This is a genomic window from Aeromicrobium sp. IC_218, from assembly GCF_004336805.1.
GTDB lineage: Bacteria > Actinomycetota > Actinomycetes > Propionibacteriales > Nocardioidaceae > Aeromicrobium.
This window is the reverse complement of record NZ_SJXM01000014.1, coordinates 1-20,301: the sequence shown is the minus strand read 5'-3', so window position 1 is coordinate 20,301 and position 20,301 is coordinate 1. Positions and strand designations below refer to the sequence as shown.

Here is a 20,301-nt window from a genome sequence, read left to right as displayed (position 1 = left end):
GCCGGGCCTGGGTGCGGCGCGGCCCCGCCGCGCCGTAGGCTCGCCCCCATGACGCACGCCCGGGCCCGCCTCTCGACGACCGTGCGCCTGGTGAAGCTGCTGCTGCGCCGGCCGCTCATGGTGCTCACCAAGCGCGACTGGCGGGGCGCGGAGAACCTGCCGGCCGAGGGCGGCTTCGTGCTGGCGGCGAACCACGTGTCGCACCTGGACCCGATCATGCTGTCGCACTGGATGCTCGACCACGGGGTCTCGCCGCACTTCCTGGCCAAGGAGGGGCTGTTCCGGGTCAAGCCGCTGGTCGGCCGTGTCGTCGGCAGCGCCGAGCAGATCCCGGTCTACCGGCGCTCGGACCGCGCCCGCGACGCGTTCGACGCGGCCGTCGAGGCGGTCGAGCGCGGTTGGGTCGTGAGCTTCTACCCCGAGGGCACCATCACGCGCGACCCCGACCTGTGGCCCATGACCGGGCACACCGGCGCCGTCCGCGTCGCGCTGCGCACCGGCGCCCCGCTCGTCCCCGTCGCCCAGTGGGGTCCGCAGGACGTCCTGTGGCCCTACACGAAGCGCCCCCGGTTCTTCCCGCGCCGCACCTACCGCGTGCTCGCCGGGCCGCCGGTCGACCTGTCCGACCTGGCCGGACGTCCGCTCGAGGAGTCCGTGCTCCGCGAGGGCACGCAGCGGCTCATGGCGGCGATCACCGACCAGCTCGCCGAGCTGCGCGGCGAACGCCCGACCCGTCCCCCGATCGACGCCCACTCGGTGGGCGACCAGCACAGGAGGAGCGCCTGATGGCCCGGATCGCCGTGATGGGAGCCGGCTCGTGGGGCACGGCGTTCGCGCTCGTGCTCGCCGACGCCGGCAACGAGGTGTGCGTGTGGGCGCGCCGCGAGGAGGTCGCGCGCGCGATCAACGAGCAGCACGAGAACACCGAGTACCTGCCGGGCATCGCGCTGCCCGACCTGGTCACCGCCACCAGCGACCCGGCCGTCGCCCTGGACGACCGCGAGGTCGTCGTGCTGGCCGTGCCGTCGCAGCAGCTGCGCGCCAACCTCACGTCGTGGGGCCCGCTGTGCGGCGACGACACGATCCTGGTGAGCCTCATGAAGGGCGTCGAGCTCGGCACCCACCAGCGGATGAGCGAGGTCATCGCCGACGTCACCGGCGCGACGCCCGACCGCATCGCCGTGCTCACCGGCCCCAACCTGGCCCGCGAGATCGCCGACCGCGAGCCGGCGGCCGCGGTCATCGCCTGCACCGACCTGGGGGTCGCCGAGCGCCTGCAGAAGCTGTGCCACACGCCGTCGTTCCGGCCGTACACGAACTCCGACGTCGTGGGCTGCGAGCTCGGCGGCACGACCAAGAACGTCATCGGCCTGGCCGTCGGGGTCTGCGTCGGGCTCGGCTACGGCGACAACTCCAAGGCGTCCGTCATCACGCGCGGGCTGGCCGAGACGGCCCGCCTGGGCGCCGCCATGGGCGCCGACCCGATGACGTTCCTGGGCCTGGCCGGCCTGGGCGACCTGGTCGCCACGTGCTCGTCGCCGCTGTCGCGCAACCGCACGTTCGGCGAGAAGCTCGGCCAGGGCATGAGCGTGGAGCAGGTGACCGCGCAGACGCGTCAGGTCGCCGAGGGCGTCAAGTCGTGCCAGTCGGTGGCCGAGCTGGCCCGCCTGCACGACATCGAGATGCCGATCGTCGAGGCGGTGGCCCGCCTGGTCGACGGCACGCTCTCACCGGCCGACCTCGTGCGCGAGATGATCGCCCGCGAGACCAAGCACGAGCGCCACTGACCTACTGCTTGGCCGCCCGGGCGGCGGCACGGGCCGCGCGTCGCGTGGCGGCCTTCAGCGCGTGCTCGACGTCGGCCCACAGGTCGTCGACGTCCTCGATGCCGACCGACAGGCGGATGAGGTTGTCCGGCGTGGTGCCCGGCTCCGCGGGGTGCCGGCGCCGGCGCTCCCAGGTGCTCTCGACCCCGCCCAGGCTGGTGGCGTGGGTGACCAGCTCGCTGATGGAGCAGGCGTCCTCCGCGACGTCCGCGCCCGCGGCGACGTCGAAGGACACGATCGTGCCGAACCCGGGGTAGCGGACCTTGTCGACGAGGTCGGACGCGCCGAGCCGATCGGCGAGCTCGGTGGCGTTGGCCTCGGCCCGGTCCAGCCGGACGGCCAGGGTGCGGATGCCGCGGACGGCGAGCCACGCCTCCATCGCACCGGGGATGGCGCCGTGCTGGGTGCGGCGCCCGACGAGCGCCTTGTAGCCGCGCGGGTCGCGGGTGACCACCGCGCCGAGCACGAGATCGGTGTGCCCGGACAGCAGCTTGGAGGCCGAGTGGACGACGAAGTCGGCGCCCAGGTCGAGCGGGCGCTGGCGCAGCGGCGTGGCGAAGGTGTTGTCGACGGCGACGGCGGTGCCGTTGGCCGACACCGCGGTGGCGACGGCCTCGACGTCCGCGACCTGCAGCATCGGGTTGGTGGGGGACTCCAGCCACAGCAGGGCGGCGTCCTCGGCGGCCTTGACGATGTTGTCGGTGCTCGTGTGGCTGACCAGGCGCAGCTCGATCGCGCCGCGCTTCGCGCGCTCCTTGAGCAGCGCGAGCGTGCCGTTGTACGGGCCCTTGGACGCGACCACGACGCCGCCGTGCGGCACCAGGTCGAGCACCGCGGTGGTGGCGGCCTGCCCGGAGGAGAACGCGACCGCCTGGCCGCCCTCGAGGTCGCCCACGACCTGCTCGAAGGCGTCGAACGCCGGGCTGCCGTGCCGGGCGTAGGAGGACTCGGCGCCGGGGTGCAGGGCGCTGGCCATCGTCAGCGGGGAGGACAGCGGTCCGCCGGGCACCCGGTCGGGCCGGCCGCTGCTCACGGCGATGGTGCTGGGGGAGAGATCGAGTCCTGACGAGTCCTGGCGGGCGCGCGGGTGTCGGGGCATGAGCCCATTGTGCCTGCACGGTAATGTCGCTGCCCATGGACGTCTCGCCCCTGGGAACCCCTGACCGTCCGCGCGTCGCGGTGCTCTTCGGCGGACGCTCCAGCGAGCACGGCGTGTCGTGCCTCACCGCCCGCGAGGTCATCGCGGTCATCGACCCCGAGCGCTACGACGTCGTGCCGGTCGGCATCACCCGCGCCGGCGACTGGGTCCTGGAGACCGCACGCTGGGACGACCTGGCCGCCGGGCTGCCCGAGGTGCGGGCCGACCTGCCCGCGTTCAGCTGGGACGACATCGCGTCGTTCGACGTCGTGCTGCCGCTGCTGCACGGACCGTGGGGCGAGGACGGCACGGTGCAGGGCCTGTTCGAGATGGCCGGCGTCCGCTACGTCGGCGCCGGCGTCCTGGCCAGCTCCGTGGCGATGGACAAGCCGTTCACCAAGACCGTCTTCTCGGCCGCCGGCCTGCCGCAGCTGCCCTACGTGACCATCGCACCCGGCGCCTGGAAGACCGACCGCGACCGGGTCGAGGCCCGCGTCCACGCGCTCGGCCTGCCGGTGTTCGTGAAGCCGGCCCGGGCCGGGTCCAGCTCCGGCGTCCGTCAGGTCTCCAGCTGGGACGAGCTCGAGTCCGCCGTCCTGGACGCCGCCGAGCTCGACCCCAAGGTCGTCGTCGAGGCCGCCGCCCGCGGTCGCCGTGAGCTCGAGGTCGGCGTCATCCAGCAGCCCGACGGCACGGCCGTCGCCAGCGTCGTGGGCGAGATCGTCGTCGCCGCGGACGCCTCGCACGAGTTCTACGACTTCGACGCCAAGTACCTCGACGGCACGAGCACCAACGTCGTCCCGGCCGACGTCCCCGAGACGCTGTCCGAGCGCATCCGCACCTACGGCGTCCAGGCGTTCGAGGCGCTGGGCTGCGAGGGCCTCGCGCGCGTCGACTTCTTCCTCACCGACGACGGCCTGGTCATCAACGAGATCAACACGATGCCCGGCTTTACGCCGTTCTCGATGTTCCCGGGACTGTGGGCCGCGTCCGGCGTGCCCTACGCGGACCTGGTCGACCGGCTGCTGCAGCTCGCCCTCGCGCGTCCCACCGGCCTGCGCTGAGCCTCACCGGTCGAGGTCGTCGCGGAACGCGCTGAGCGTGACGTTCCGGGGGTCCTGAGCGCCTGGCGGCCCCCGGAACGTCACACTCAGCGTGGACGGGACCGGGGGCGAAGGGTGGGTCAGACGCAGGGCTGCTCGACCGGGTCGTGCTTCTGGACGAGCTCGGCCACGTCGACGAGCACGTCCGCCTCGGGCGCGTAGTCGTCGGGCACCTCGACGCTGACGTTGAACCGGCGCCCGATGGTGGTGAACAGGAACCCGCCCGCGACCTCCTCGGTGAACCAGCCGACGTCCGCGACCATGTCGCAGCGCGAGGCGGGCGTGAGCGCGGCCGGGTCCTCGACGCCGCAGCGCAGCACGATCGGCGGGTCGCCCCAGGCCGCGGCGACGTCGTCGGCGACCCGGCGGGCGGCACGTCCGCCGACGGCCTGCGGGGTGTCCGCGAACATGCTGCGGCAGTCCAGCTCGGTGCCGTCCTCGGTCGGGTAGGTGTCGACCTGCAGGCCGCCCGAGCAGCCGCCCAGGACGAGCAGCGAGGCGGCGGCCGCGAGCAGGCCGCGGCGCACCGTCAGAACCGGACGATCGGGCAGGTCAGCGTGCGCGTGATGCCCGGGACGGACTGGACCTTCGAGACGACCATCTGGCCGAGCGCGTCGACGCTCTGGCCCTCGGCCCGCACGATGACGTCGTACGGTCCGGTGACGTCCTCGGACTGGACGACGCCCTCGATCTCGGCGATCGCCTGCGCGACCTCGGTGGACTTGCCGACCTCGGTCTGGATCAGGATGTAGGCCTGCACGGTCATGGCGCTGCCCCTCTCGGCCTGGTGAAGCGGCGACGGATCCGTCGCCTCCGAAACGCTACAGGATGCGTGCTCCGGCGAGCCGGTCGGCCAGAATACGACCATGGACGCGCAGACGACGGTGCAGCAGCTGGGGGAGTTCGGCCTGGTGGCGGAGGTGAGCGCCCTCGTCGGCGGCGGGGGCAAGGTGCTCATCGGTCCCGGCGACGACGCCGCGCACGTCGCGGTGCGCACGGGCGGCTACCTCGTCTCGACCGACCTGCTCGTCGAGGACCGGCACTTCCGCCGCGACTGGTCCAGCGCCTACGAGGTCGGGCGCAAGGCCGCCGCGTGCAACCTGTCCGACATCGCCGCGATGGGTGGCGTCGCGGACGCTCTCACGGTGGGCCTGGGCGTGCCGGGCGACCTGCCGGCCCAGTGGGCGCTCGACCTGGCCCGCGGCGTCGTGGACGAGTGCAAGGCCGTCGGGGCGCACCTGGTCGGTGGCGATGTGACGGCCAGCGAGTCGATCGTGGTGTCCGTGACGGCCATCGGCGAGGCGACCCGGCCGGTGCGGCGTGACGGCGCCCGTCCCGGTGACGTGGTGGCGTTCGCGGGCAACCTCGGCCTGGCCGGGGCCGGCTTCGCCGCGCTGAGCCGCGGCTTCCGCTCGCCGCGCGCGGCCGTGGAGTCGCACCGCGTGCCGGCCCCGCCGTACGCGGCCGGCCCGCAGGCGGCGATCGCCGGAGCGACCTCGATGGTCGACGTGAGCGACGGCCTGCTGGCCGACGTGGGCCACGTCGCCACCGCCAGCGACGTGGCGATCGACCTGGACCCGGCGCTGCTGCCCGTGGCCGAGCCGGTCGCCACCGTCGCGGAGGCGCTCGGCCTGGACCCGCTCACCCTCGTCCTCACCGGCGGCGACGACTACGCGCTCGTCGCGACCTTCCCGGCCGACGCCGATCTGCCGACCGGCTGGACGCGCATCGGCGCGGTCGCGGAGGGTGCGGGCGTGACGGTGGCCGGGGAGCCCTGGGAGGGCTCGCCCGGCCACCGGCACTTCGCCTGAGCTACGCGGCGTCGCGCGGGCTTCGCCACGGCTTGGACGGGTAGCCCGTGTCGAAGTGCATGTAGTCGGGCACCTTGATGTTCTGCCAGACCCAGCCCTCGCGCGCGAACAGCCGGACGACGGGGTCGCCCTTCAGGATCTTGCCCGGGGCCGGCGTCCGCTCGTGGTGCTTGGCCCGCGGCGACCAGCAGTCGCAGCGCAGGTCCATCCACGGGTTGAGGTCGGGGTTGATGTCGATCGCGCGTCCGTTGGCGTGCGGCGACTCCTTGACCGGCGCGTTGATCTGGTCGGGCCGGCGGCAGTTGTAGGCCGCGGTGTTGTTGGCCTTCAGGCTCTTGAGGGTGTCGCCGTCGAACTCCTCGTTCGGGCGCATGCTCTCGATCGGGAAGTCGTCCTGGAAGAGCTTCTCGAAGATGCGCTTCAGGCTGCTGATCGTGTCCTTGTTGGCCACCAGCCGGCCGCGCTCGACCTCGCCGTCGAAGTTCTTGTAGTTGAGCTCCAGGACCCGCAGGTCGCTGCGGTCGACCGGGCACTCGGGACGCCACGAGCCGGTCTCCACCATCTTCGCCCACTGGGCGTCACCGATGCGGCTGACCTTCGGCTCGGTCGTCGTGGGGACGGTCGGGGTCGGCGGGGGCGTCGGGGAGGGCGACGGCGTCGGGCTGGCCGACGGGGACGAGCTGCTCGAGGGCGCGGACGCCGACGGGGCCGGGGCGTCGTCGTCGCCGGACGAGCAGGCGGTCGCGAGGAGCACGACGCTCAGCAGGGCGGTCAGGCGGGTACGGGACGTCATGGCCAGCCACCGTAGCGGGTCGGCGCGTGCGGGCACGACGAAGGCGACCCCGACAATGTCGAGATCGCCTCGGTCGTACGGTCGGGCCGGAGCCCGAGGGGTCAGCGAGTGACCTTGCCCGCCTTCAGGCACGACGTGCACACGTTCAGACGCTTGGGAGCGCCCGAGACGATGGCGCGAACGCGCTGGATGTTGGGGTCGAAACGACGCTTCGTGCGCCGGTGCGAGTGCGAGACGTTGTGGCCGAAGCCGGGTCCCTTGCCGCACACATCACAGACCGCTGCCACAGCGACCACTCCTGGAAAGTCTCGTTGGAATCGGGATCGCCCGCGACTTCGCCGCAGGCAACCGCTCAAGGATAGCCGATGGCCACCGCCCGAATCCAATCGGCCCCGGTGACGCTCGTGACGCCCTCGGGCTCCGGGCGCCCGATACCCTCGGGCGCATGTCCGTGACCCTCGACGCCGCCGCGTTCCGACGCTGGAGCCGGGCGTGCGTGGAGGCGCTGGGCGAGGCCCGGGCGGAGATCGACGCGCTCAACGTCTTCCCCGTGCCGGACAGCGACACCGGCACCAACGCCTACCTCACCTTCGTGGCCGCGGACGACGCGGTCAAGGCGCTGCCGGCGGACGCCCGCGTCGAGGTCTGCGTGCGGGCCCACGTGGACGCCCTGCTCACCGGCGCCCGGGGCAACTCCGGCGTCATCCTGTCCCAGCTCGTGCGCGCGTACTTCCGCGAGGCCGTCCGTCACCCCGAGCCCTCCGCCGCGGACGTCGCCCGCTGCTTCGAGCTCGCCGCCGACGCGGCGTGGGCCGCGGTCGCGCGTCCGGTCGAGGGCACGATCCTCTCGGTGGCCCGCGCGGCGGCCGACGGGGCGACCGCCGCCGCGGCCTCCGGCACGGGCGTGCGCGAGACGTTCGCGACCGTCGCCCGCGAGGCGCGCGAGGCCCTGGCCCGCACCCCGCAGCAGCTCGACCGGCTGGCCGCCGCCGGCGTGGTCGACTCCGGCGGACGCGCGCTCGTCGTCGTGCTCGACACCACCGAGCAGGTCATGACCGGGCGCTACCGCGGCGCGTCGCCGGCCGTCGCGCCGCTGCCCGTGCCGCAGGCCGGCGACCTCGTCGAGGGCGGTCCCGCCTACGAGGTCATGTACCTGCTCCAGGCCGACGACGCCGCGGTCGCGACCTTGCGCACGACGCTCGACGGGCTCGGCGACTCGCTCGTCGTCGTGGGTGGCGACGGGCTCTGGAACGTCCACGTGCACGTCGACGACGTCGGGGCGGCGATCGAGGCGGGCATCACCGCCGGACGTCCCTACCGCGTCCGCGTCACCCACTTCGCCGACCAGCGGGCCGCTCCCGTGCCGCAGCGTCAGGGACGCATGGTGCTGGCGGCCACCACCGGCGACGGGCTGGGCGAGCTCGCCGCCAGCAGCGGCGCGGTAGTGCTGCCGTTCACCCGCGAGCAGCCGCTCGACGTCGACCGCATGCGCAAGGCCCTGACGTCGGGGGAGGCGGCCGAGGTCGTGGTGCTGCCCAACAACGTCCGGTACGTGTCGCTGTTCGAGGCCGCGGCCCGCGAGGCGCGAGAGGCCGGCGTGCGGGTGGCGATCATCCCCACCCACGCGCAGGTGCAGGGCCTGGCCGCGCTGGCCGTGCACGACCCCGGACGTCCGTTCGACGACGACGTCGTGGCCATGTCGAGCGCCGCCGCGCACGTGCAGCACGGCGCCCTCACCATCGCGGCCGAGGCGGCGATGACGATGGCCGGGCCGTGCGAGGCCGGTGACGTCCTCGGCGTGGTCCAGGGCGACTTCGCCCTCGTCGGCGACGACCCGGTCGCCATCGGGGCCAGCGTCGTCGACCAGCTGCTCGCGCCCAGCGCCGAGCTGCTGACGCTCGTGCTCGGCGCCGGCGCCGACGACGGGCTGGCCGACGCGCTGTGCCGCCACGTGCGCCGCGTCCGGCCCGACGTCGACACCGTGATCTACACCGGCGGCCAGGAGCACTACCCGCTGTTCGTGAGCGTGGAGTGACCATGGCCGTCACCCCGTCGTCCAAGCTGTCGTCCGCGGTGGGCGGCAAGGACGCCAAGAAGCTCGAAGCCGCGTTCGGCATGCAGACCGTCGGCGACCTGCTGGGCCACTACCCGCGCCGCTACGTCGACCTCGGCGACCGGACGAGGCTGTCGGACCTGGTCGTCGGCGAGCACACGACCGTGGTCGCCGAGGTCGTGAGCGCCAAGAACTACTCCTTCGGCCCGGGCGGGCGCCGCACCCGCACCGAGGTCGTCATCACCGACGGCACCGGACGCCTGACGCTGACCTTCTTCCAGCAGCCCTACCTGCTCAAGCAGGTGCAGGCCGGCATGGTCGGCATGTTCTCCGGCGTCGTGGGGGAGTTCCGCGGCCAGCTGCAGCTCACCCACCCGATGCACAACCTGTTCGAGGAGGACTCGGCGGTCGAGCGCGGCATCATCCCCATCTACCCGGCCAGCGCGAAGATCTCGTCGTGGGCGATCGGCCGCACCGTCCGGCTCGTGCTGGACGTCGTGGAGGGCCTGGACGACCCGCTGCCCGAGGACGTCCGTCTCGCCCGCGACCTGCCCGAGCTGCGTCCGTCGTACGAGGGCATCCACCGCCCGCGCGAGCGCCGCGACTGGCAGGACGCCCAGCGTCGCTTCCGGTTCGAGGAGGCGTTCGTGCTGCAGACCGTCTTCGCCCTGCGCCGGCGCGCCCTGGCCGACGGCGTCGCCGCCGCGCGGCCGCCGCGCGAGGGCGGCCTCCGCGAGCGCTTCCTCGACCGGCTCCCGTTCAGCCTCACCGCCGGCCAGCAGCGGGTGCTCGACGAGCTGACGACCGACCTGTCGGGCACGCACCCGATGCACCGGCTGCTGCAGGGCGAGGTCGGCTCGGGCAAGACGATCGTGGCGCTGCTGGCGATGCTCCAGGTGGTGGACGCCGGCGGCCAGGCCGTGCTGCTCGCCCCGACCGAGGTCCTCGCCGCGCAGCACCACCGCTCGTTCACGCGCATGCTCGGCGACCTGGCGGCCGGCGGGATGCTCGGCGGTGCCGACGAGGCGACCCGCGTCCGGCTGCTCACCGGGTCGATGGGCGCCAAGGCGCGCAAGGAGGCGCTGCTCGACGCGGCCTCCGGTGCGGCCGGCATCGTCGTCGGCACGCACGCGGTGCTGCAGGAGAACGTCCAGCTCGCCGAGCTCGGCCTGCTGGTGATCGACGAGCAGCACCGCTTCGGCGTCGAGCAGCGGGCCGCCCTCGTCGACCGCTACGACGTCCGGCCGCACGTGCTCGTCATGACCGCGACCCCCATCCCGCGGACGCTGGCCATGACCGTGTTCGGCGACCTCGAGACGTCCACGCTCGACGAGCTGCCGGCGGGGCGGCAGCCGATCCAGACCAGCGTGGTGCCCGCCCTCGAGCGTCCGGCCTGGCTCGAGCGCGCGTGGCAGCGGGTCCGCGAGGAGGTCGGCAAGGGCCGCCAGGCGTACGTCGTCGTCTCGCGCATCGGCGACGCGCAGTCCGAGCCGTCCGAGGACGACCGCCACTCGCTGGTCGAGCTGCACGAGGAGCTGGAGCACGGCGCCCTGCACGGACTGCGGCTCGGGATGCTCCACGGCCGCATGGCGCCGGAGGACAAGGACGCCGTGATGAGCGCGTTCGCCGCCGGTGACCTGGACGTGCTGGTCGCGACCACCGTCGTCGAGGTCGGCGTCGACGTGCCCAACGCCACCGTCATGGTCGTCATGGACGCCGACCGGTTCGGCATCTCCCAGCTCCACCAGCTGCGCGGCCGCGTCGGGCGGGGGAGCGAGGCGGGCCTGTGCCTGCTCGTCACCGAGTCCGAGGGCGGCAGCCCGGCCCGGGAGCGCCTGGACGCCGTCGCCTCCACCACGGACGGCTTCGAGCTCAGCCGGCTGGACGTGGAGCTGCGCCGCGAGGGCGACGTGCTCGGCGCCCGCCAGTCCGGCGTCCGCTCGAGCCTGCGCCTGCTGTCGGTCATCAAGCACGAGGACGTCATCGCCGACGCCCGGGAGGCCGCCACCGCGCTGGTCGACGCCGACCCGGCGCTGGCCGACCACCCGGCGCTGGGCACGATGGTGCGCGAGCTCGACGCGAGCGAGCGCGCCGACTACATGGAACGCACCTGAGAGGCCCGTCTTGACCCGCATCATCGCCGGCGCCGCCGGTGGCCGCCGGCTGACCACGCTGCCCGGCGACACCACGCGTCCGACCACCGACCGCGTCCGCGAGTCGCTGTTCTCGTCGCTGGAGTCGGCGCTCGGCGGCCTGGCCGGCCTGCGCGTGCTCGACCTGTTCGCCGGCTCCGGCGCCCTGGGCCTCGAGGCAGCATCCCGCGGAGCAGCCGCCGTCGACCTGGTCGAGAAGGACGCCCGCGCCGCGACCGTCGTCCAGCGCAACGCCGGGGTCGTGGGGGGCCGCGGCGTGAAGGTGCACCGCACCACGGCCGAGCGGTTCGTGGCGTCCAGCCCGGTCGCGCCGTACGACCTCGTGCTGCTCGACCCGCCCTACGCCCTGCCCCACCTGGCGCTCGCCGATCTGCTCACCGCCCTGCGCGCACCCGGCTGGCTGGCCGACGACGCCCTGGTCGTGGTGGAGCGCTCCAGCCGGGACGCGTTCGAGTGGCCCGCCGGGTACGAGGCCGTCCGTGACAAGACGTACGGCGAGACACGGCTTTGGTACGGTCGCTGACATGACGACGGTGGTCTGCCCCGGGTCCTTCGACCCCGTCACCAACGGGCACCTGGACATCATCGAGCGCTCGGCCCACCTGTTCGACGAGGTGGTCGTCGCCGTCCTGGTCAACGAGTCCAAGCGCGGCCTGTTCACCATCGAGGAGCGGCTCGACCTGCTCGCCGAGGCGACCCAGGGACTCGACAACGTCCGGGTCGACTCGTTCAAGGGCCTGCTGGTCGACTTCTGCGCCGACCGCGGCATCGACGCCATCGTCAAGGGCCTGCGCGCCGTCACGGACTTCGACTACGAGCTCCAGATGGCCCAGATGAACGGCAAGCTCACCGACGTCGACACCGTCTTCATCCCCACCAGCCCCGAGTACTCCTTCCTGGCCTCGAGCCTGGTCAAGGAGGTCGCCAAGCACGGCGGCGACGTGTCCGGCCTCGTGCCGCAGCACGTCCTGGACGCCCTGCACGGCAAGTTCGCCGGAGCGTGACGGACGCGACGGTGGCGATTGGCCTCCCGTCGCAGCCGCACGCTAGGATGGTCGCTGGCCTGCTTGCAGGCCGAAGTTCTGTCTGCACCGACGACGGGAAGTGAAGCGTGCGCCCCGGCCCCCTGGTCATCGACACCCACGAGCTGGGTCGACGTCCCGGGACCGAACGTACCTACGACCTGACCGTCCCGGCGCCGGCCGAGCTGGGCGTCGACCTCATCGGCGTGCCTGAGGGCAGTGACATCGCGATCGAGCTCCGGCTCGAGGCCGTCATGGACGGCGTGCTCGCGACCGGAACTGCCAGCGTGCACCTCGTGGGGGAGTGCGTCAGGTGCCTCACGGAGATCCAGGACGACCTCGTCGTGGACGTCCAGGAGCTGTACCTGTACGCGGACGCTAGCGAGGAGGAGCTTCAGCTCGAGGGTGACCTGCTCGACCTCGAGCCCGTCCTCCGGGACGCGGTGGTGCTCGCACTGCCGATCAACCCGGTGTGCGATCCGGAATGTCCGGGACTCTGTCCCGAGTGCGGGGCACGACTCGCGGACGATCCAGATCACACACACGGCGAGGCGATCGACCCCCGGTGGGCCGCGCTGAGCCAGATGACCGACCCAGAGTCGGGCGACACGCCCGACGGACCCAAGGAGTAACCGTGGCTGTCCCGAAGCGGAAGATGTCGCGCAGCAACACCCGTCACCGTCGTTCGGCGTGGAAGGCCGTCGCCGTCCAGACCGTCGAGTGCCCGAACCCGGCGTGCGACTCGCGCGTCGTCCCGCACCGCGCCTGCGGCGAGTGCGGCCAGTACGGCGCTCGTGGCGAGCGTCGCCAGGTCCTCTGACAGGTGGACCGGCTCCGAGCGGTCCTCGGAGTTCCTGACCTCGACGACGAGCTGCTCCAGCACGCGCTGACGCACCGTTCGTACGCCTTCGAGCACCCCGGCGTGCTGCACAACGAACGTCTCGAGTTCCTCGGGGACTCCGTGCTGGGCCTCGTCGTCACCGACACGCTGTTCCACAAGCATCCCGACCTGCCCGAGGGGCAGCTCGCGAAGCTGCGGGCGGCGGTCGTGAGCGCCAAGGCGCTCGGCGAGGTCGCCCGCACGCGTCTGCAGCTCGGCCAGCACATCCGGCTGGGCCGCGGCGAGGAGACCACGGGCGGCCGCGACAAGACGTCGATCCTGTCCGACACGGTCGAGGCCGTGCTGGGCGCGGTCTACGTGCAGTTCGGCATCGAGCGGTCGGCCGAGGTCATCCATCGCGTCTTCGACGACGCGATCGAGGCCGCGGCCGAGCTCGGCGCGGCGCTGGACTGGAAGACGTCGCTGCAGGAGATGTGCGCCGACCACGAGGTCGGCGTGCCGTCCTACGTGCTCGAGGGCACGGGCCCCGACCACGACAAGGTGTTCACCGCCGACGTCGTCATGGGTGAGCGTCGGTACACCGGTGGGCGCGGCCGCTCCAAGAAGGAGGCCGAGCAGATGGTCGCCGAGATCGCCTGGCGCGCCCTCAAGGCCGAGCTCGACCCCGATCCGAAGCCCGTGACGCAGGCCTAGCCCGTGCCGGAGCTGCCCGAGGTCGAGGTGGTCCGTCGCGGCCTGGACGCCCACGTCGTCGGCCGCACGGTCGAGCGCGTGGACGTCCTGGACGTCCGGTCGCTGCGCCGCCACCTGGCCGGCCCGCACGACTTCGCCGCCCGGCTCGAGGGCCGCACGGTCACCGCCGCCCGCCGCCGCGGCAAGTTCCTCTGGCTCGTCCTCGACGACGACACCCCCGTGGTGTGCCACCTGGGCATGAGCGGGCAGATGCTCGTCGAGCAGCCCGACGCCCCGCGCGAGAAGCACCTCAAGGTCGCGCTCGACCTGTCCGACGGCAGCCAGCTGCGCTTCGTCGACCAGCGCATCTTCGGCGGCATGCTCGTGTCCGGGGGCAGCCCGGACGTCCCCGACGAGGTCGCGCACATCGCGCTCGACCCGCTCGACCCCGGCTTCGACGTCGAGGACGTCGTGCGCCGCACGCGGGCCCGGCGCACCGGCGTCAAGCGGGCGCTCCTCGACCAGACGCTCGTGTCCGGCGTGGGCAACATTTACGCCGACGAGGCGCTGTGGCGCACCCCGCTGCACTACGCCCGCGCCACCGACCGGCTGCGACCGATCGACGTCCGCCGGCTGATGGGTCACGTCGCCGACGTCATGCGCGACGCGCTCGCCCAGGGCGGCACGTCCTTCGACGCCCTCTACGTCAACGTCAACGGCCAGAGCGGCTACTTCGACCGATCGCTGAACGCGTACGGCCAGGAGGGGGAGCCGTGCGGGCGCTGCGGCACCCCGATCCGCCGCGACACCTGGATGAACCGGTCGTCGTACTGGTGCCCGCGCTGCCAGCCGCGTCCGCGCGGCGCCAACGCCCGTTCCTGACGGGCGGCGTCGGCGTGCGGCGCTAGGCTGCACGCGATGAACAGCCCCTACGGCGTCGAGGCGCGTGCACGGCGCGTCCCCGAGCCGCCCAAGCGCTCCGGCCGCACGCCGTTCGAGCGCGACCGCGGGCGCATCGTCCACTCCGCCGCGCTGCGTCGGCTGTCGGCCAAGACCCAGGTCATGGGCGCCGGCACCGACGACTTCGTCCGCACCCGGCTGACCCACTCGCTCGAGGTGGCGCAGGTCGCCCGCGAGCTCGGCAAGGCGCTGGGCTGCGACCCGGACGTCGTCGACTCCGCCGCGCTCGCGCACGACCTGGGGCACCCGCCGTTCGGCCACAACGGCGAGGACGCGCTCGACGCCGCCTCGCAGGCCTGCGGCGGGTTCGAGGGCAACGCCCAGACGCTGCGCATCCTCACCCGGCTGGAGTCCAAGACGTTCGACGGACAGGGCGGCAGCGTGGGGCTCAACCTCACCCGCGCCACGCTCGATGCCTGCGTGAAGTATCCGTGGGCGCGCGGGGAGGGGCCGCGTCCGGACAGCCGCAAGTTCGGCGTCTACGCCGACGACCGTCCCGTCTTCGACTGGCTGCGCGAGGGCGTCGACGGCCAGCGGCGCTGCGTCGAGGCGCAGGTCATGGACGTCTCGGACGACATCGCCTACTCCGTGCACGACGTCGAGGACGGCGTCGTCGGCGGCTGGTTCTCGCTCAGCGAGCCGCTCGACACCGCGGCTGCGTGGCAGGTCGGTCGCGAGTGGTACCTGCCCGAGGCCGGCGACGACCGGCTCGACGCCGCCTGGGACCGGCTGCGGGCCATGCCGGAGTGGCCGGTCGGACCGTACGACGGCGGACGGCGGGCACTCGCGGTGCTCAAGAGCCTGACCAGCGCGCTCATCGGCCGGTTCGCCAAGGCCACCGAGGCCGCGACGGTCGAGACCGCGGGACCGGGACCCCTGGTGCGGCACGCGGCCGACCTGGTGGTGCCCGCCCACACCCGCGACGAGATCACCGCGCTCAAGTCGGTGGCCGCGCACTACGTCATGCGCTCGGACGAGCGGGTGCGGATGCTCGCCGAGCAGCGCGACCTCGTCACCGCGCTGGTAGAGCACCTGGTGGCGACGGGGGACCAGCACCTGGAGACCGAGTTCGCCCACGACTGGGCCGACGCGGACGACGACGCCGCCCGCCTGCGCGTCGTGGTCGACCAGGTCGCCAGCCTCACCGACGTCTCCGCCCGCCAGTGGGGGCAGCGACTGCTGTAGGGATGGGTGCCCGCTCCTTGAGCCTCGGGTCCGCTCCTTGAGCTCGTCGGAAGGAGCCCGGGGGGCTGATGACGAAGTGGTTGGGTCTCGGCTCGCCTCGGTCTGTCGGCTCGCCCGGTCCCCGCTCCTTGAGCTTGTCGAAAGGAGCCCTGGGTGCGTGGTTGCCCGGGGGGCTGATGACGAAGTGGTTGGGTGCTCGCTTGGCCGGTCTGTCGGCTCGCCCGGTCCCGCTCGCGGAGCTTGCCGAAGCGCGGAAAACGTCCGCGATTCCAGTGGATATCGCATTGTTCCCGTCACCACCGTGCGGTAGACTAGAACAAACGTTCGACACGGGGGTCTCGGATGATCATCGGCCAGCTAGAGGGTCTGCGCTACGACTTGCGCGCCCTGGAGGAGTGGTCGCTGACCGACTCCGAGCTGCGCGCGGTGAACGTCGAGGTCCACCGCACGATCGCGATCCTGACCGCGACGGCGGCACGGTTGGCCGGTGCGGTGGAGGAGCGGGCGATCCCGCGCGAGGACGGCTCCGCGTCGACGACCGCGTGGCTCGCCGCGACCACGGGGATCACGCGACGTGAGGCCTCCAAGTTGGTCTCGCTCTCGCGAGTGGACGCGGCCCGCGGTACCGCGACGCGTGACGCTTGGGCCACTGGCCGGCTCAGCACCGAGCAGGCATCGATCATCCTGAAGGCGCTGGACTCCCTGCCGGACTGGTTCGTGGACGAGCAGCATGACGACGCCGAAGCCACCCTCCTGGAGCACGCGAAGGACTTTGGTGCGGACGACCTACGTCGCCTCGCGAACCGCATCGTGGAGGTCGTTGACCCCGACAGTGCGGACGAGATCATCGGCGCGCAGCTGGAGCGCCAGGAGAAGCAGGCCTGGGACGAGACCCACCTGTCCATCACTCGCATGGGCAAGGGCCGCAGCAGCATCCGCGGCATCCTGCCCGACGTGCAGGCCGACATGCTCAAGACCGTGCTTGAGGGCCTCGCCTCACCCCGCCGCGACGGTGCGGTCTTCCGAGACGTCGACGGCGACCACTCCGACCAAGAGACCGGCCGGCTCGACCACGCCCGCCGCATGGGACTCGCCCTCTGCGAGCTCGTCGAGCACCTGCCCCAGGACGCGTTCCCGCAGGCCGGGGGCGTCGCCGCCACGGTGACCATCTCGATGAAGCACGACGACCTCATCCGCGACCTCGGCCGGGCGATGCTCTCCACCGACACCGGGCTCTCCGCCTCCCAAGCCCGGCGCCTGGCCTGCAACGCGAGTCTGATCCCCATGGTTCTCGACGGCGCGAGCCAGCCCATGGACGTCGGCCGGGCCAAGCGTCTCCACGACAGGTCCCAGCGCATCGCTCTCGCCAAGCGAGACGGTGGCTGCTCGTGGAAGGGCTGCGACCGACCACCCGGGTGGTGCGAAGCCCACCACCTCAAGCCGTGGTCACAGGGCGGCGAGACCTCCATCGACAACGGGGCACTCTTCTGCTTCTTCCACCACCACCTGCTCCACGACTCCGACTGGCAAGCCCGCCTCAGTCACGACGGCGTCGTCGAGGTGATCCCACCACCCCGGATCGACCCACAGCAGCGGCCGCTGCGCCACGCCCGCCACGTCAAGCACCGACCACGTGTCTCCGAGCCCGTGTGAGCACGGCCCGGCGCCCTGGTGCCGCGCACTAGACTGCGAGCACCATGGCACGCATCAAGGACGACGACATCCAGCTCGTCCGCGAACGTGCCCGGATCGACGAGGTCGTCGAGGCCGCGGGCATCACGTTGCGCAACGCCGGCGGCGGATCCCGCAAGGGCCTGTGCCCCTTCCACGACGAGAAGTCGCCGTCGTTCAACGTCCGCCCGGCCCAGGGGTTCTACCACTGCTTCGGCTGCGGGGCAGGTGGCGACTCGATCAAGTTCCTCATGGAGCACGACCACGTCACCTTCGTCGAGGCGGTCGAGCGGCTGGCCGGCAAGTACGGCATCCAGCTGCGGTACGAGGAGGACGGCGCACCGCGCGGACCCCAGCGTGACCCCCGCCAGCGCGGACGCCTGCTCGAGGCCCACCAGCTCGCCGCCGAGTTCTACGCGCAGCACCTGTTCAGCGCGCCCGAGGCCCAGGCCGGACGCACGTTCGTGACCGACCGCGGGTTCACCCAGGCCGCCGCGGAGACGTTCGGCATGGGGTTCGCCCCGCGCAGCGGGGAGGCCCTGGTCGGGCACCTCAAGGGACGCGGCTTCAGCGACGAGGAGCTCGTGGTCGCCGGCCTCGCCGGACGCGGCTCGCGAGGACTCTACGACCGGTTCCGCGGACGCCTGCTGTGGCCGATCCGCGAGATGAGCGGCGAGGTGGTGGGCTTCGGCGCCCGCCGCATCTTCGACGACGACCGCATCGAGGCCAAGTACCTCAACACGTCCGAGACGCCGATCTACAAGAAGAGCCAGGTGCTGTACGGCATCGACCTGGCGCGGCGCGCGATCTCGTCGTCCAGCCAGGCCGTCGTCGTCGAGGGCTACACCGACGTCATGGCGTGCCACGAGGCCGGCGTGAAGACCGCCGTCGCCACCTGCGGCACCGCGTTCGGCGAGGACCACGCCCGCATCCTGCGCCGCATCATGCTCGACCACGACGCCTTCCACGGCGAGGTCATCTTCACCTTCGACGGCGACGCGGCCGGGCAGCGCGCGGCGATCAGGACGTTCGAGGGCGACCAGCAGTTCGTCGCCCAGACGTACGTCGCCGTCGAGCCGCGCGGCATGGACCCGTGCGACCTGCGCCTGGCCGACGGCGACGAGGCCGTGCAGCAGCTGGTGTCATCGCGCATCCCGCTGTACCGCTTCGTGCTCGACAACACGCTGTCCAAGTACGACCTCGACCGCGGCGACCAGCGCGTCGACGCGGTGCGCGAGGCGGTCGGTCTCGCCACAGCCATCCGCGACCGGGCCAAGACCGACGAGTTCGTCCGCGAGATCGCGACCAAGGTCGGCGTCGAGGTCGACCAGGTGCGCTCCGAGCTGCGCAAGCGCAGCGGCAAGAGCGCCGCGCCGAAGGGACGTCCGCAGGCGCGCACCGAGCTCGTGGACGAGCGTCCGGCCGAGCCCGCGGTGCCCGCCGTCCCCGAGCCCAGCCTGGGTGAGGCGCGGTTCAACGACGAGCGTGAGGCGCTGAAGGCGATCGTCCAGCACCCCGAGATCGCCGTGCGGCACGTCGGCGAGATCTCCGTGGACGACTTCACCCACCCGCGGGCCAGGGCCATCTGGCAGGAGGTCTCCACGCGCGGCCTGCCGCAGCGCCAGGACGCGTCGTGGCTGCCCGCCGTCGCCGACGCCCTCGACGAGCCCACCCGGCGCATCCTCATGATCTGCGCGACCGACCCCGTGCGGTCGCGCGAGGCGACGGCGGCCCGCGTCGTCCAGGACCTCATCGGTCGTCTCCGCGTCGCGACCGTGCAGCGTCAGCTCGCTGAGGCGAAGAGCCGGCTGCAACGCGCCGACCCGGCCGACGCCGACGGCTACCGCGCGCTGTTCGAGCAGGTCATGGCGCTGGAGGAGCGGCGACGGTCGGTCCAGGACGCCGTGCTCGGCGCCTGACGCTCGTCCACAGCCCGCGGGCCGGGGGTCGCGGCGGGGGAGCCCGGCGGACGACGCTCGTCGCATGGACGCCTTCGTCACCCGCCTGATGTCCCTCCCGCCGCTCGAGCCCGACCGCGAGCACGAGCTCGCCCTCCGCAGCCGTGACGGTGACGCGTCCGCCCGGGCCGAGCTGATCGAGTCCGCCCTGCGGCTCGTCCCGCTCCACGCCCTACGCCTCGGTGCCCGCGGCGAGACGCTCATGGACGCGGTGCAGGCCGGCTCGGTCGGGCTCATCGAGGCGGTCGACCGCTTCGACCCCGACCGCGGCGTGCGGCTGGCGACCTACGCATGGCCGTGGATCGCGCACTCCGTCGGCGCCGTGCTGTGCGAGCGGGAGCAGGCCGCACCGTGGAGCCCGCTCGGCGAGGACGAGCCGCCGAGCCTGGTCACGGAGGCCGTCCACGGGCTCGAGACGACCCTCGCCGAGGTGCTGCGCGTGCGTCACCGGCTGGACGGGACCCCTGGCCCGCCGCGGTCGCGCGAGGTCGTCGCGGTCCACCTGGGGCTGTCCGTGAGCCAGGTCCGGACACGTGAGGGGGAGGCGATGCGACAGCTCCGGGGGAGGCTTGCTAAGGTGGTGCACCGTGCTGAGCCGCAAGGCGAAGCCGATCCCCCGTAGCTCAATTGGCAGAGCATTCGACTGTTAATCGAAGGGTTATTGGTTCGAGTCCAATCGGGGGAGCTGCACGAGGAAGGGCCGCTGCGAGAGCAGCGGCCCTTCCTCGTTCCCTGGCTCAGGCCGATGCGGGGAAGGTCACCGTCGCGACCAGGCCGCCGTCCGGGCGTGCTCGCAGGTCCAGCTCGGCGCCGTGCCGGCGGGCGACGGACGCGACGATGGCCAGGCCGAGCCCGCTGCCGGTGTCGGCCCCACCGGACCGGACGCGGCCGCGGCCCCGGACGAACGGCTCCACGAGGGTGGGCACCATGGCCGGGTCGAGCACGTCGCCGGAGTTCTCGATCGTCAGGCGAGCGGCACCGTCCGGCCCGCGGCGCGTGGTCACCGAGACGAACCCGTCGGACGCCGCGTTGTGCCGCACCGCGTTGCCCACCAGGTTCGCCACCAGGCGCTCGAGCAGCTCAGGGTCGGCGAGGACGGGGGCGGGCCGCAGGTC

22 protein-coding genes and 1 tRNA gene are annotated in these 20,301 nt (G+C 72.8%); 17 read left to right on the top strand and 6 right to left on the bottom strand.

What is annotated here, in order from left to right; all coding sequences use genetic code 11:
- The first annotated feature begins 48 nt into the window (after positions 1-48).
- Together E0W78_RS13870 and E0W78_RS13865 are read left to right on the top strand one after the other, a co-directional pair.
- Positions 49-786 carry a lysophospholipid acyltransferase family protein gene (locus E0W78_RS13870; protein ID WP_131404540.1) on the top strand — a complete coding sequence of 246 codons (738 nt, stop codon included), beginning with the start codon at positions 49-51 and terminating at the stop codon, positions 784-786.
- Positions 786-1,787, top strand: coding sequence for an NAD(P)H-dependent glycerol-3-phosphate dehydrogenase (locus tag E0W78_RS13865; RefSeq protein WP_131404539.1), 1,002 nt, complete (start codon positions 786-788; stop codon positions 1,785-1,787). Before E0W78_RS13870 ends, E0W78_RS13865 begins: the two co-directional genes overlap by 1 nt.
- A gap of 1 nt (position 1,788) precedes the next feature.
- Here E0W78_RS13865 and E0W78_RS13860 read toward each other — a convergent pair whose 3' ends face one another.
- Positions 1,789-2,925, bottom strand: a complete 1,137-nt coding sequence (locus E0W78_RS13860) for a PLP-dependent aspartate aminotransferase family protein (protein ID WP_131404538.1) — start codon at positions 2,923-2,925, stop codon at positions 1,789-1,791.
- Positions 2,926-2,960: 35 nt separating this feature from the next.
- On the opposite strand from E0W78_RS13860, the gene E0W78_RS13855 reads away from it, so the two are divergent.
- Entirely contained in the window at positions 2,961-4,028 is a 1,068-nt protein-coding gene (locus E0W78_RS13855) for a D-alanine--D-alanine ligase family protein (protein ID WP_242686360.1), read from the top strand.
- Between the two features lie 119 nt (positions 4,029-4,147).
- Here the strand turns inward: E0W78_RS13855 and E0W78_RS13850 are convergent, their stop codons facing one another.
- Together E0W78_RS13850 and E0W78_RS13845 are read right to left on the bottom strand one after the other, a co-directional pair.
- Positions 4,148-4,594: a DUF3515 family protein gene (locus E0W78_RS13850; protein WP_242686359.1), complete on the bottom strand. Its 447-nt coding sequence runs from the start codon at positions 4,592-4,594 to the stop codon at positions 4,148-4,150.
- 2 nt (positions 4,595-4,596) lie between these two features.
- Positions 4,597-4,833 (bottom strand): Lrp/AsnC ligand binding domain-containing protein, encoded by a 237-nt coding sequence (locus tag E0W78_RS13845; protein ID WP_019146177.1) that lies wholly within the window; start codon positions 4,831-4,833, stop codon positions 4,597-4,599.
- A 100-nt stretch (positions 4,834-4,933) separates the two neighbouring features.
- Here E0W78_RS13845 and E0W78_RS13840 point away from each other — a divergent pair, with 100 nt between their 5' ends.
- Positions 4,934-5,878, top strand: a complete 945-nt coding sequence (locus E0W78_RS13840; RefSeq protein ID WP_131404536.1) for a thiamine-phosphate kinase — start codon at positions 4,934-4,936, stop codon at positions 5,876-5,878.
- 1 nt (position 5,879) lies between these two features.
- Here E0W78_RS13840 and E0W78_RS13835 read toward each other — a convergent pair whose 3' ends face one another.
- Positions 5,880-6,671 (bottom strand): M15 family metallopeptidase, encoded by a 792-nt coding sequence (locus tag E0W78_RS13835; protein WP_131404535.1) that lies wholly within the window; start codon positions 6,669-6,671, stop codon positions 5,880-5,882.
- Positions 6,672-6,772: 101 nt separating this feature from the next.
- Complete coding sequence (gene rpmB / locus E0W78_RS13830; protein WP_038951856.1) at positions 6,773-6,958, bottom strand: 50S ribosomal protein L28; 186 nt, start codon at positions 6,956-6,958, stop codon at positions 6,773-6,775.
- Positions 6,959-7,116: 158 nt separating this feature from the next.
- Here rpmB and E0W78_RS13825 point away from each other — a divergent pair, with 158 nt between their 5' ends.
- The 13 genes from E0W78_RS13825 (at position 7,117) to E0W78_RS13765 (ending at position 19,871) form a co-directional block, all read left to right on the top strand.
- Positions 7,117-8,706, top strand: a complete 1,590-nt coding sequence (locus E0W78_RS13825) for a DAK2 domain-containing protein (protein ID WP_131404534.1) — start codon at positions 7,117-7,119, stop codon at positions 8,704-8,706.
- Between the two features lie 2 nt (positions 8,707-8,708).
- Positions 8,709-10,838: an ATP-dependent DNA helicase RecG gene (gene recG, locus E0W78_RS13820; protein ID WP_131404533.1), complete on the top strand. Its 2,130-nt coding sequence runs from the start codon at positions 8,709-8,711 to the stop codon at positions 10,836-10,838.
- A gap of 10 nt (positions 10,839-10,848) precedes the next feature.
- Positions 10,849-11,400, top strand: a complete 552-nt coding sequence (gene rsmD, locus E0W78_RS13815; protein WP_131404532.1) for a 16S rRNA (guanine(966)-N(2))-methyltransferase RsmD — start codon at positions 10,849-10,851, stop codon at positions 11,398-11,400.
- A 1-nt stretch (position 11,401) separates the two neighbouring features.
- The gene (coaD, locus tag E0W78_RS13810; protein WP_131404531.1) at positions 11,402-11,881 is read left to right on the top strand and encodes a pantetheine-phosphate adenylyltransferase; all 480 of its coding nucleotides are present in this window, start codon (positions 11,402-11,404) and stop codon (positions 11,879-11,881) included.
- Between the two features lie 107 nt (positions 11,882-11,988).
- Complete coding sequence (locus tag E0W78_RS13805) at positions 11,989-12,531, top strand: YceD family protein (RefSeq protein ID WP_131404530.1); 543 nt, start codon at positions 11,989-11,991, stop codon at positions 12,529-12,531.
- Positions 12,532-12,533: 2 nt separating this feature from the next.
- A complete protein-coding gene (gene rpmF / locus E0W78_RS13800) occupies positions 12,534-12,719 on the top strand; it encodes a 50S ribosomal protein L32 (RefSeq protein WP_020692271.1) in 186 nt (61 codons plus the stop codon).
- Positions 12,720-12,722: 3 nt separating this feature from the next.
- Positions 12,723-13,433, top strand: coding sequence for a ribonuclease III (gene rnc, locus E0W78_RS13795; RefSeq protein ID WP_131404529.1), 711 nt, complete (start codon positions 12,723-12,725; stop codon positions 13,431-13,433).
- 3 nt (positions 13,434-13,436) lie between these two features.
- Positions 13,437-14,294: a bifunctional DNA-formamidopyrimidine glycosylase/DNA-(apurinic or apyrimidinic site) lyase gene (mutM, locus tag E0W78_RS13790; RefSeq protein ID WP_131404528.1), complete on the top strand. Its 858-nt coding sequence runs from the start codon at positions 13,437-13,439 to the stop codon at positions 14,292-14,294.
- A gap of 36 nt (positions 14,295-14,330) precedes the next feature.
- Positions 14,331-15,557, top strand: coding sequence for a deoxyguanosinetriphosphate triphosphohydrolase (locus E0W78_RS13785; protein WP_131404527.1), 1,227 nt, complete (start codon positions 14,331-14,333; stop codon positions 15,555-15,557).
- A gap of 342 nt (positions 15,558-15,899) precedes the next feature.
- Positions 15,900-17,210: an HNH endonuclease signature motif containing protein gene (locus E0W78_RS13780; RefSeq protein WP_131404526.1), complete on the top strand. Its 1,311-nt coding sequence runs from the start codon at positions 15,900-15,902 to the stop codon at positions 17,208-17,210.
- Between the two features lie 44 nt (positions 17,211-17,254).
- Positions 17,255-19,147: a DNA primase gene (gene dnaG, locus E0W78_RS13775; RefSeq protein ID WP_131404525.1), complete on the top strand. Its 1,893-nt coding sequence runs from the start codon at positions 17,255-17,257 to the stop codon at positions 19,145-19,147.
- 64 nt (positions 19,148-19,211) lie between these two features.
- Positions 19,212-19,808, top strand: a complete 597-nt coding sequence (locus E0W78_RS13770) for a sigma factor (protein ID WP_131404524.1) — start codon at positions 19,212-19,214, stop codon at positions 19,806-19,808.
- Positions 19,799-19,871: transfer RNA gene (locus E0W78_RS13765), tRNA-Asn, on the top strand. Before E0W78_RS13770 ends, E0W78_RS13765 begins: the two co-directional genes overlap by 10 nt.
- A gap of 52 nt (positions 19,872-19,923) precedes the next feature.
- Here the strand turns inward: E0W78_RS13765 and E0W78_RS13760 are convergent.
- Positions 19,924-20,301, bottom strand: a 378-nt coding sequence (locus tag E0W78_RS13760) for an ATP-binding protein (protein ID WP_131404523.1), incomplete at its 5' end; no start/stop codon positions are given.

What these genes read in the sequence shown, in the direction of transcription:
- E0W78_RS13840 (WP_131404536.1), top strand. Translation starts at nt 4,934, where the DNA reads ATGGACGCGCAGACGACGGTGCAGCAGCTGGGGGAGTTCGGCCTGGTG.
- E0W78_RS13855 (WP_242686360.1), top strand. Translation starts at nt 2,961, where the DNA reads ATGGACGTCTCGCCCCTGGGAACCCCTGACCGTCCGCGCGTCGCGGTG.
- E0W78_RS13870 (WP_131404540.1), top strand. Translation starts at nt 49, where the DNA reads ATGACGCACGCCCGGGCCCGCCTCTCGACGACCGTGCGCCTGGTGAAG.
- coaD (WP_131404531.1), top strand. Translation starts at nt 11,402, where the DNA reads ATGACGACGGTGGTCTGCCCCGGGTCCTTCGACCCCGTCACCAACGGG.
- E0W78_RS13835 (WP_131404535.1), bottom strand. Translation starts at nt 6,671, where the DNA reads ATGACGTCCCGTACCCGCCTGACCGCCCTGCTGAGCGTCGTGCTCCTC.
- E0W78_RS13780 (WP_131404526.1), top strand. Translation starts at nt 15,900, where the DNA reads ATGATCATCGGCCAGCTAGAGGGTCTGCGCTACGACTTGCGCGCCCTG.
- E0W78_RS13860 (WP_131404538.1), bottom strand. Translation starts at nt 2,925, where the DNA reads ATGCCCCGACACCCGCGCGCCCGCCAGGACTCGTCAGGACTCGATCTC.
- E0W78_RS13785 (WP_131404527.1), top strand. Translation starts at nt 14,331, where the DNA reads ATGAACAGCCCCTACGGCGTCGAGGCGCGTGCACGGCGCGTCCCCGAG.
- dnaG (WP_131404525.1), top strand. Translation starts at nt 17,255, where the DNA reads ATGGCACGCATCAAGGACGACGACATCCAGCTCGTCCGCGAACGTGCC.
- E0W78_RS13845 (WP_019146177.1), bottom strand. Translation starts at nt 4,833, where the DNA reads ATGACCGTGCAGGCCTACATCCTGATCCAGACCGAGGTCGGCAAGTCC.
- E0W78_RS13825 (WP_131404534.1), top strand. Translation starts at nt 7,117, where the DNA reads ATGTCCGTGACCCTCGACGCCGCCGCGTTCCGACGCTGGAGCCGGGCG.
- E0W78_RS13770 (WP_131404524.1), top strand. Translation starts at nt 19,212, where the DNA reads ATGGACGCCTTCGTCACCCGCCTGATGTCCCTCCCGCCGCTCGAGCCC.
- E0W78_RS13865 (WP_131404539.1), top strand. Translation starts at nt 786, where the DNA reads ATGGCCCGGATCGCCGTGATGGGAGCCGGCTCGTGGGGCACGGCGTTC.
- recG (WP_131404533.1), top strand. Translation starts at nt 8,709, where the DNA reads ATGGCCGTCACCCCGTCGTCCAAGCTGTCGTCCGCGGTGGGCGGCAAG.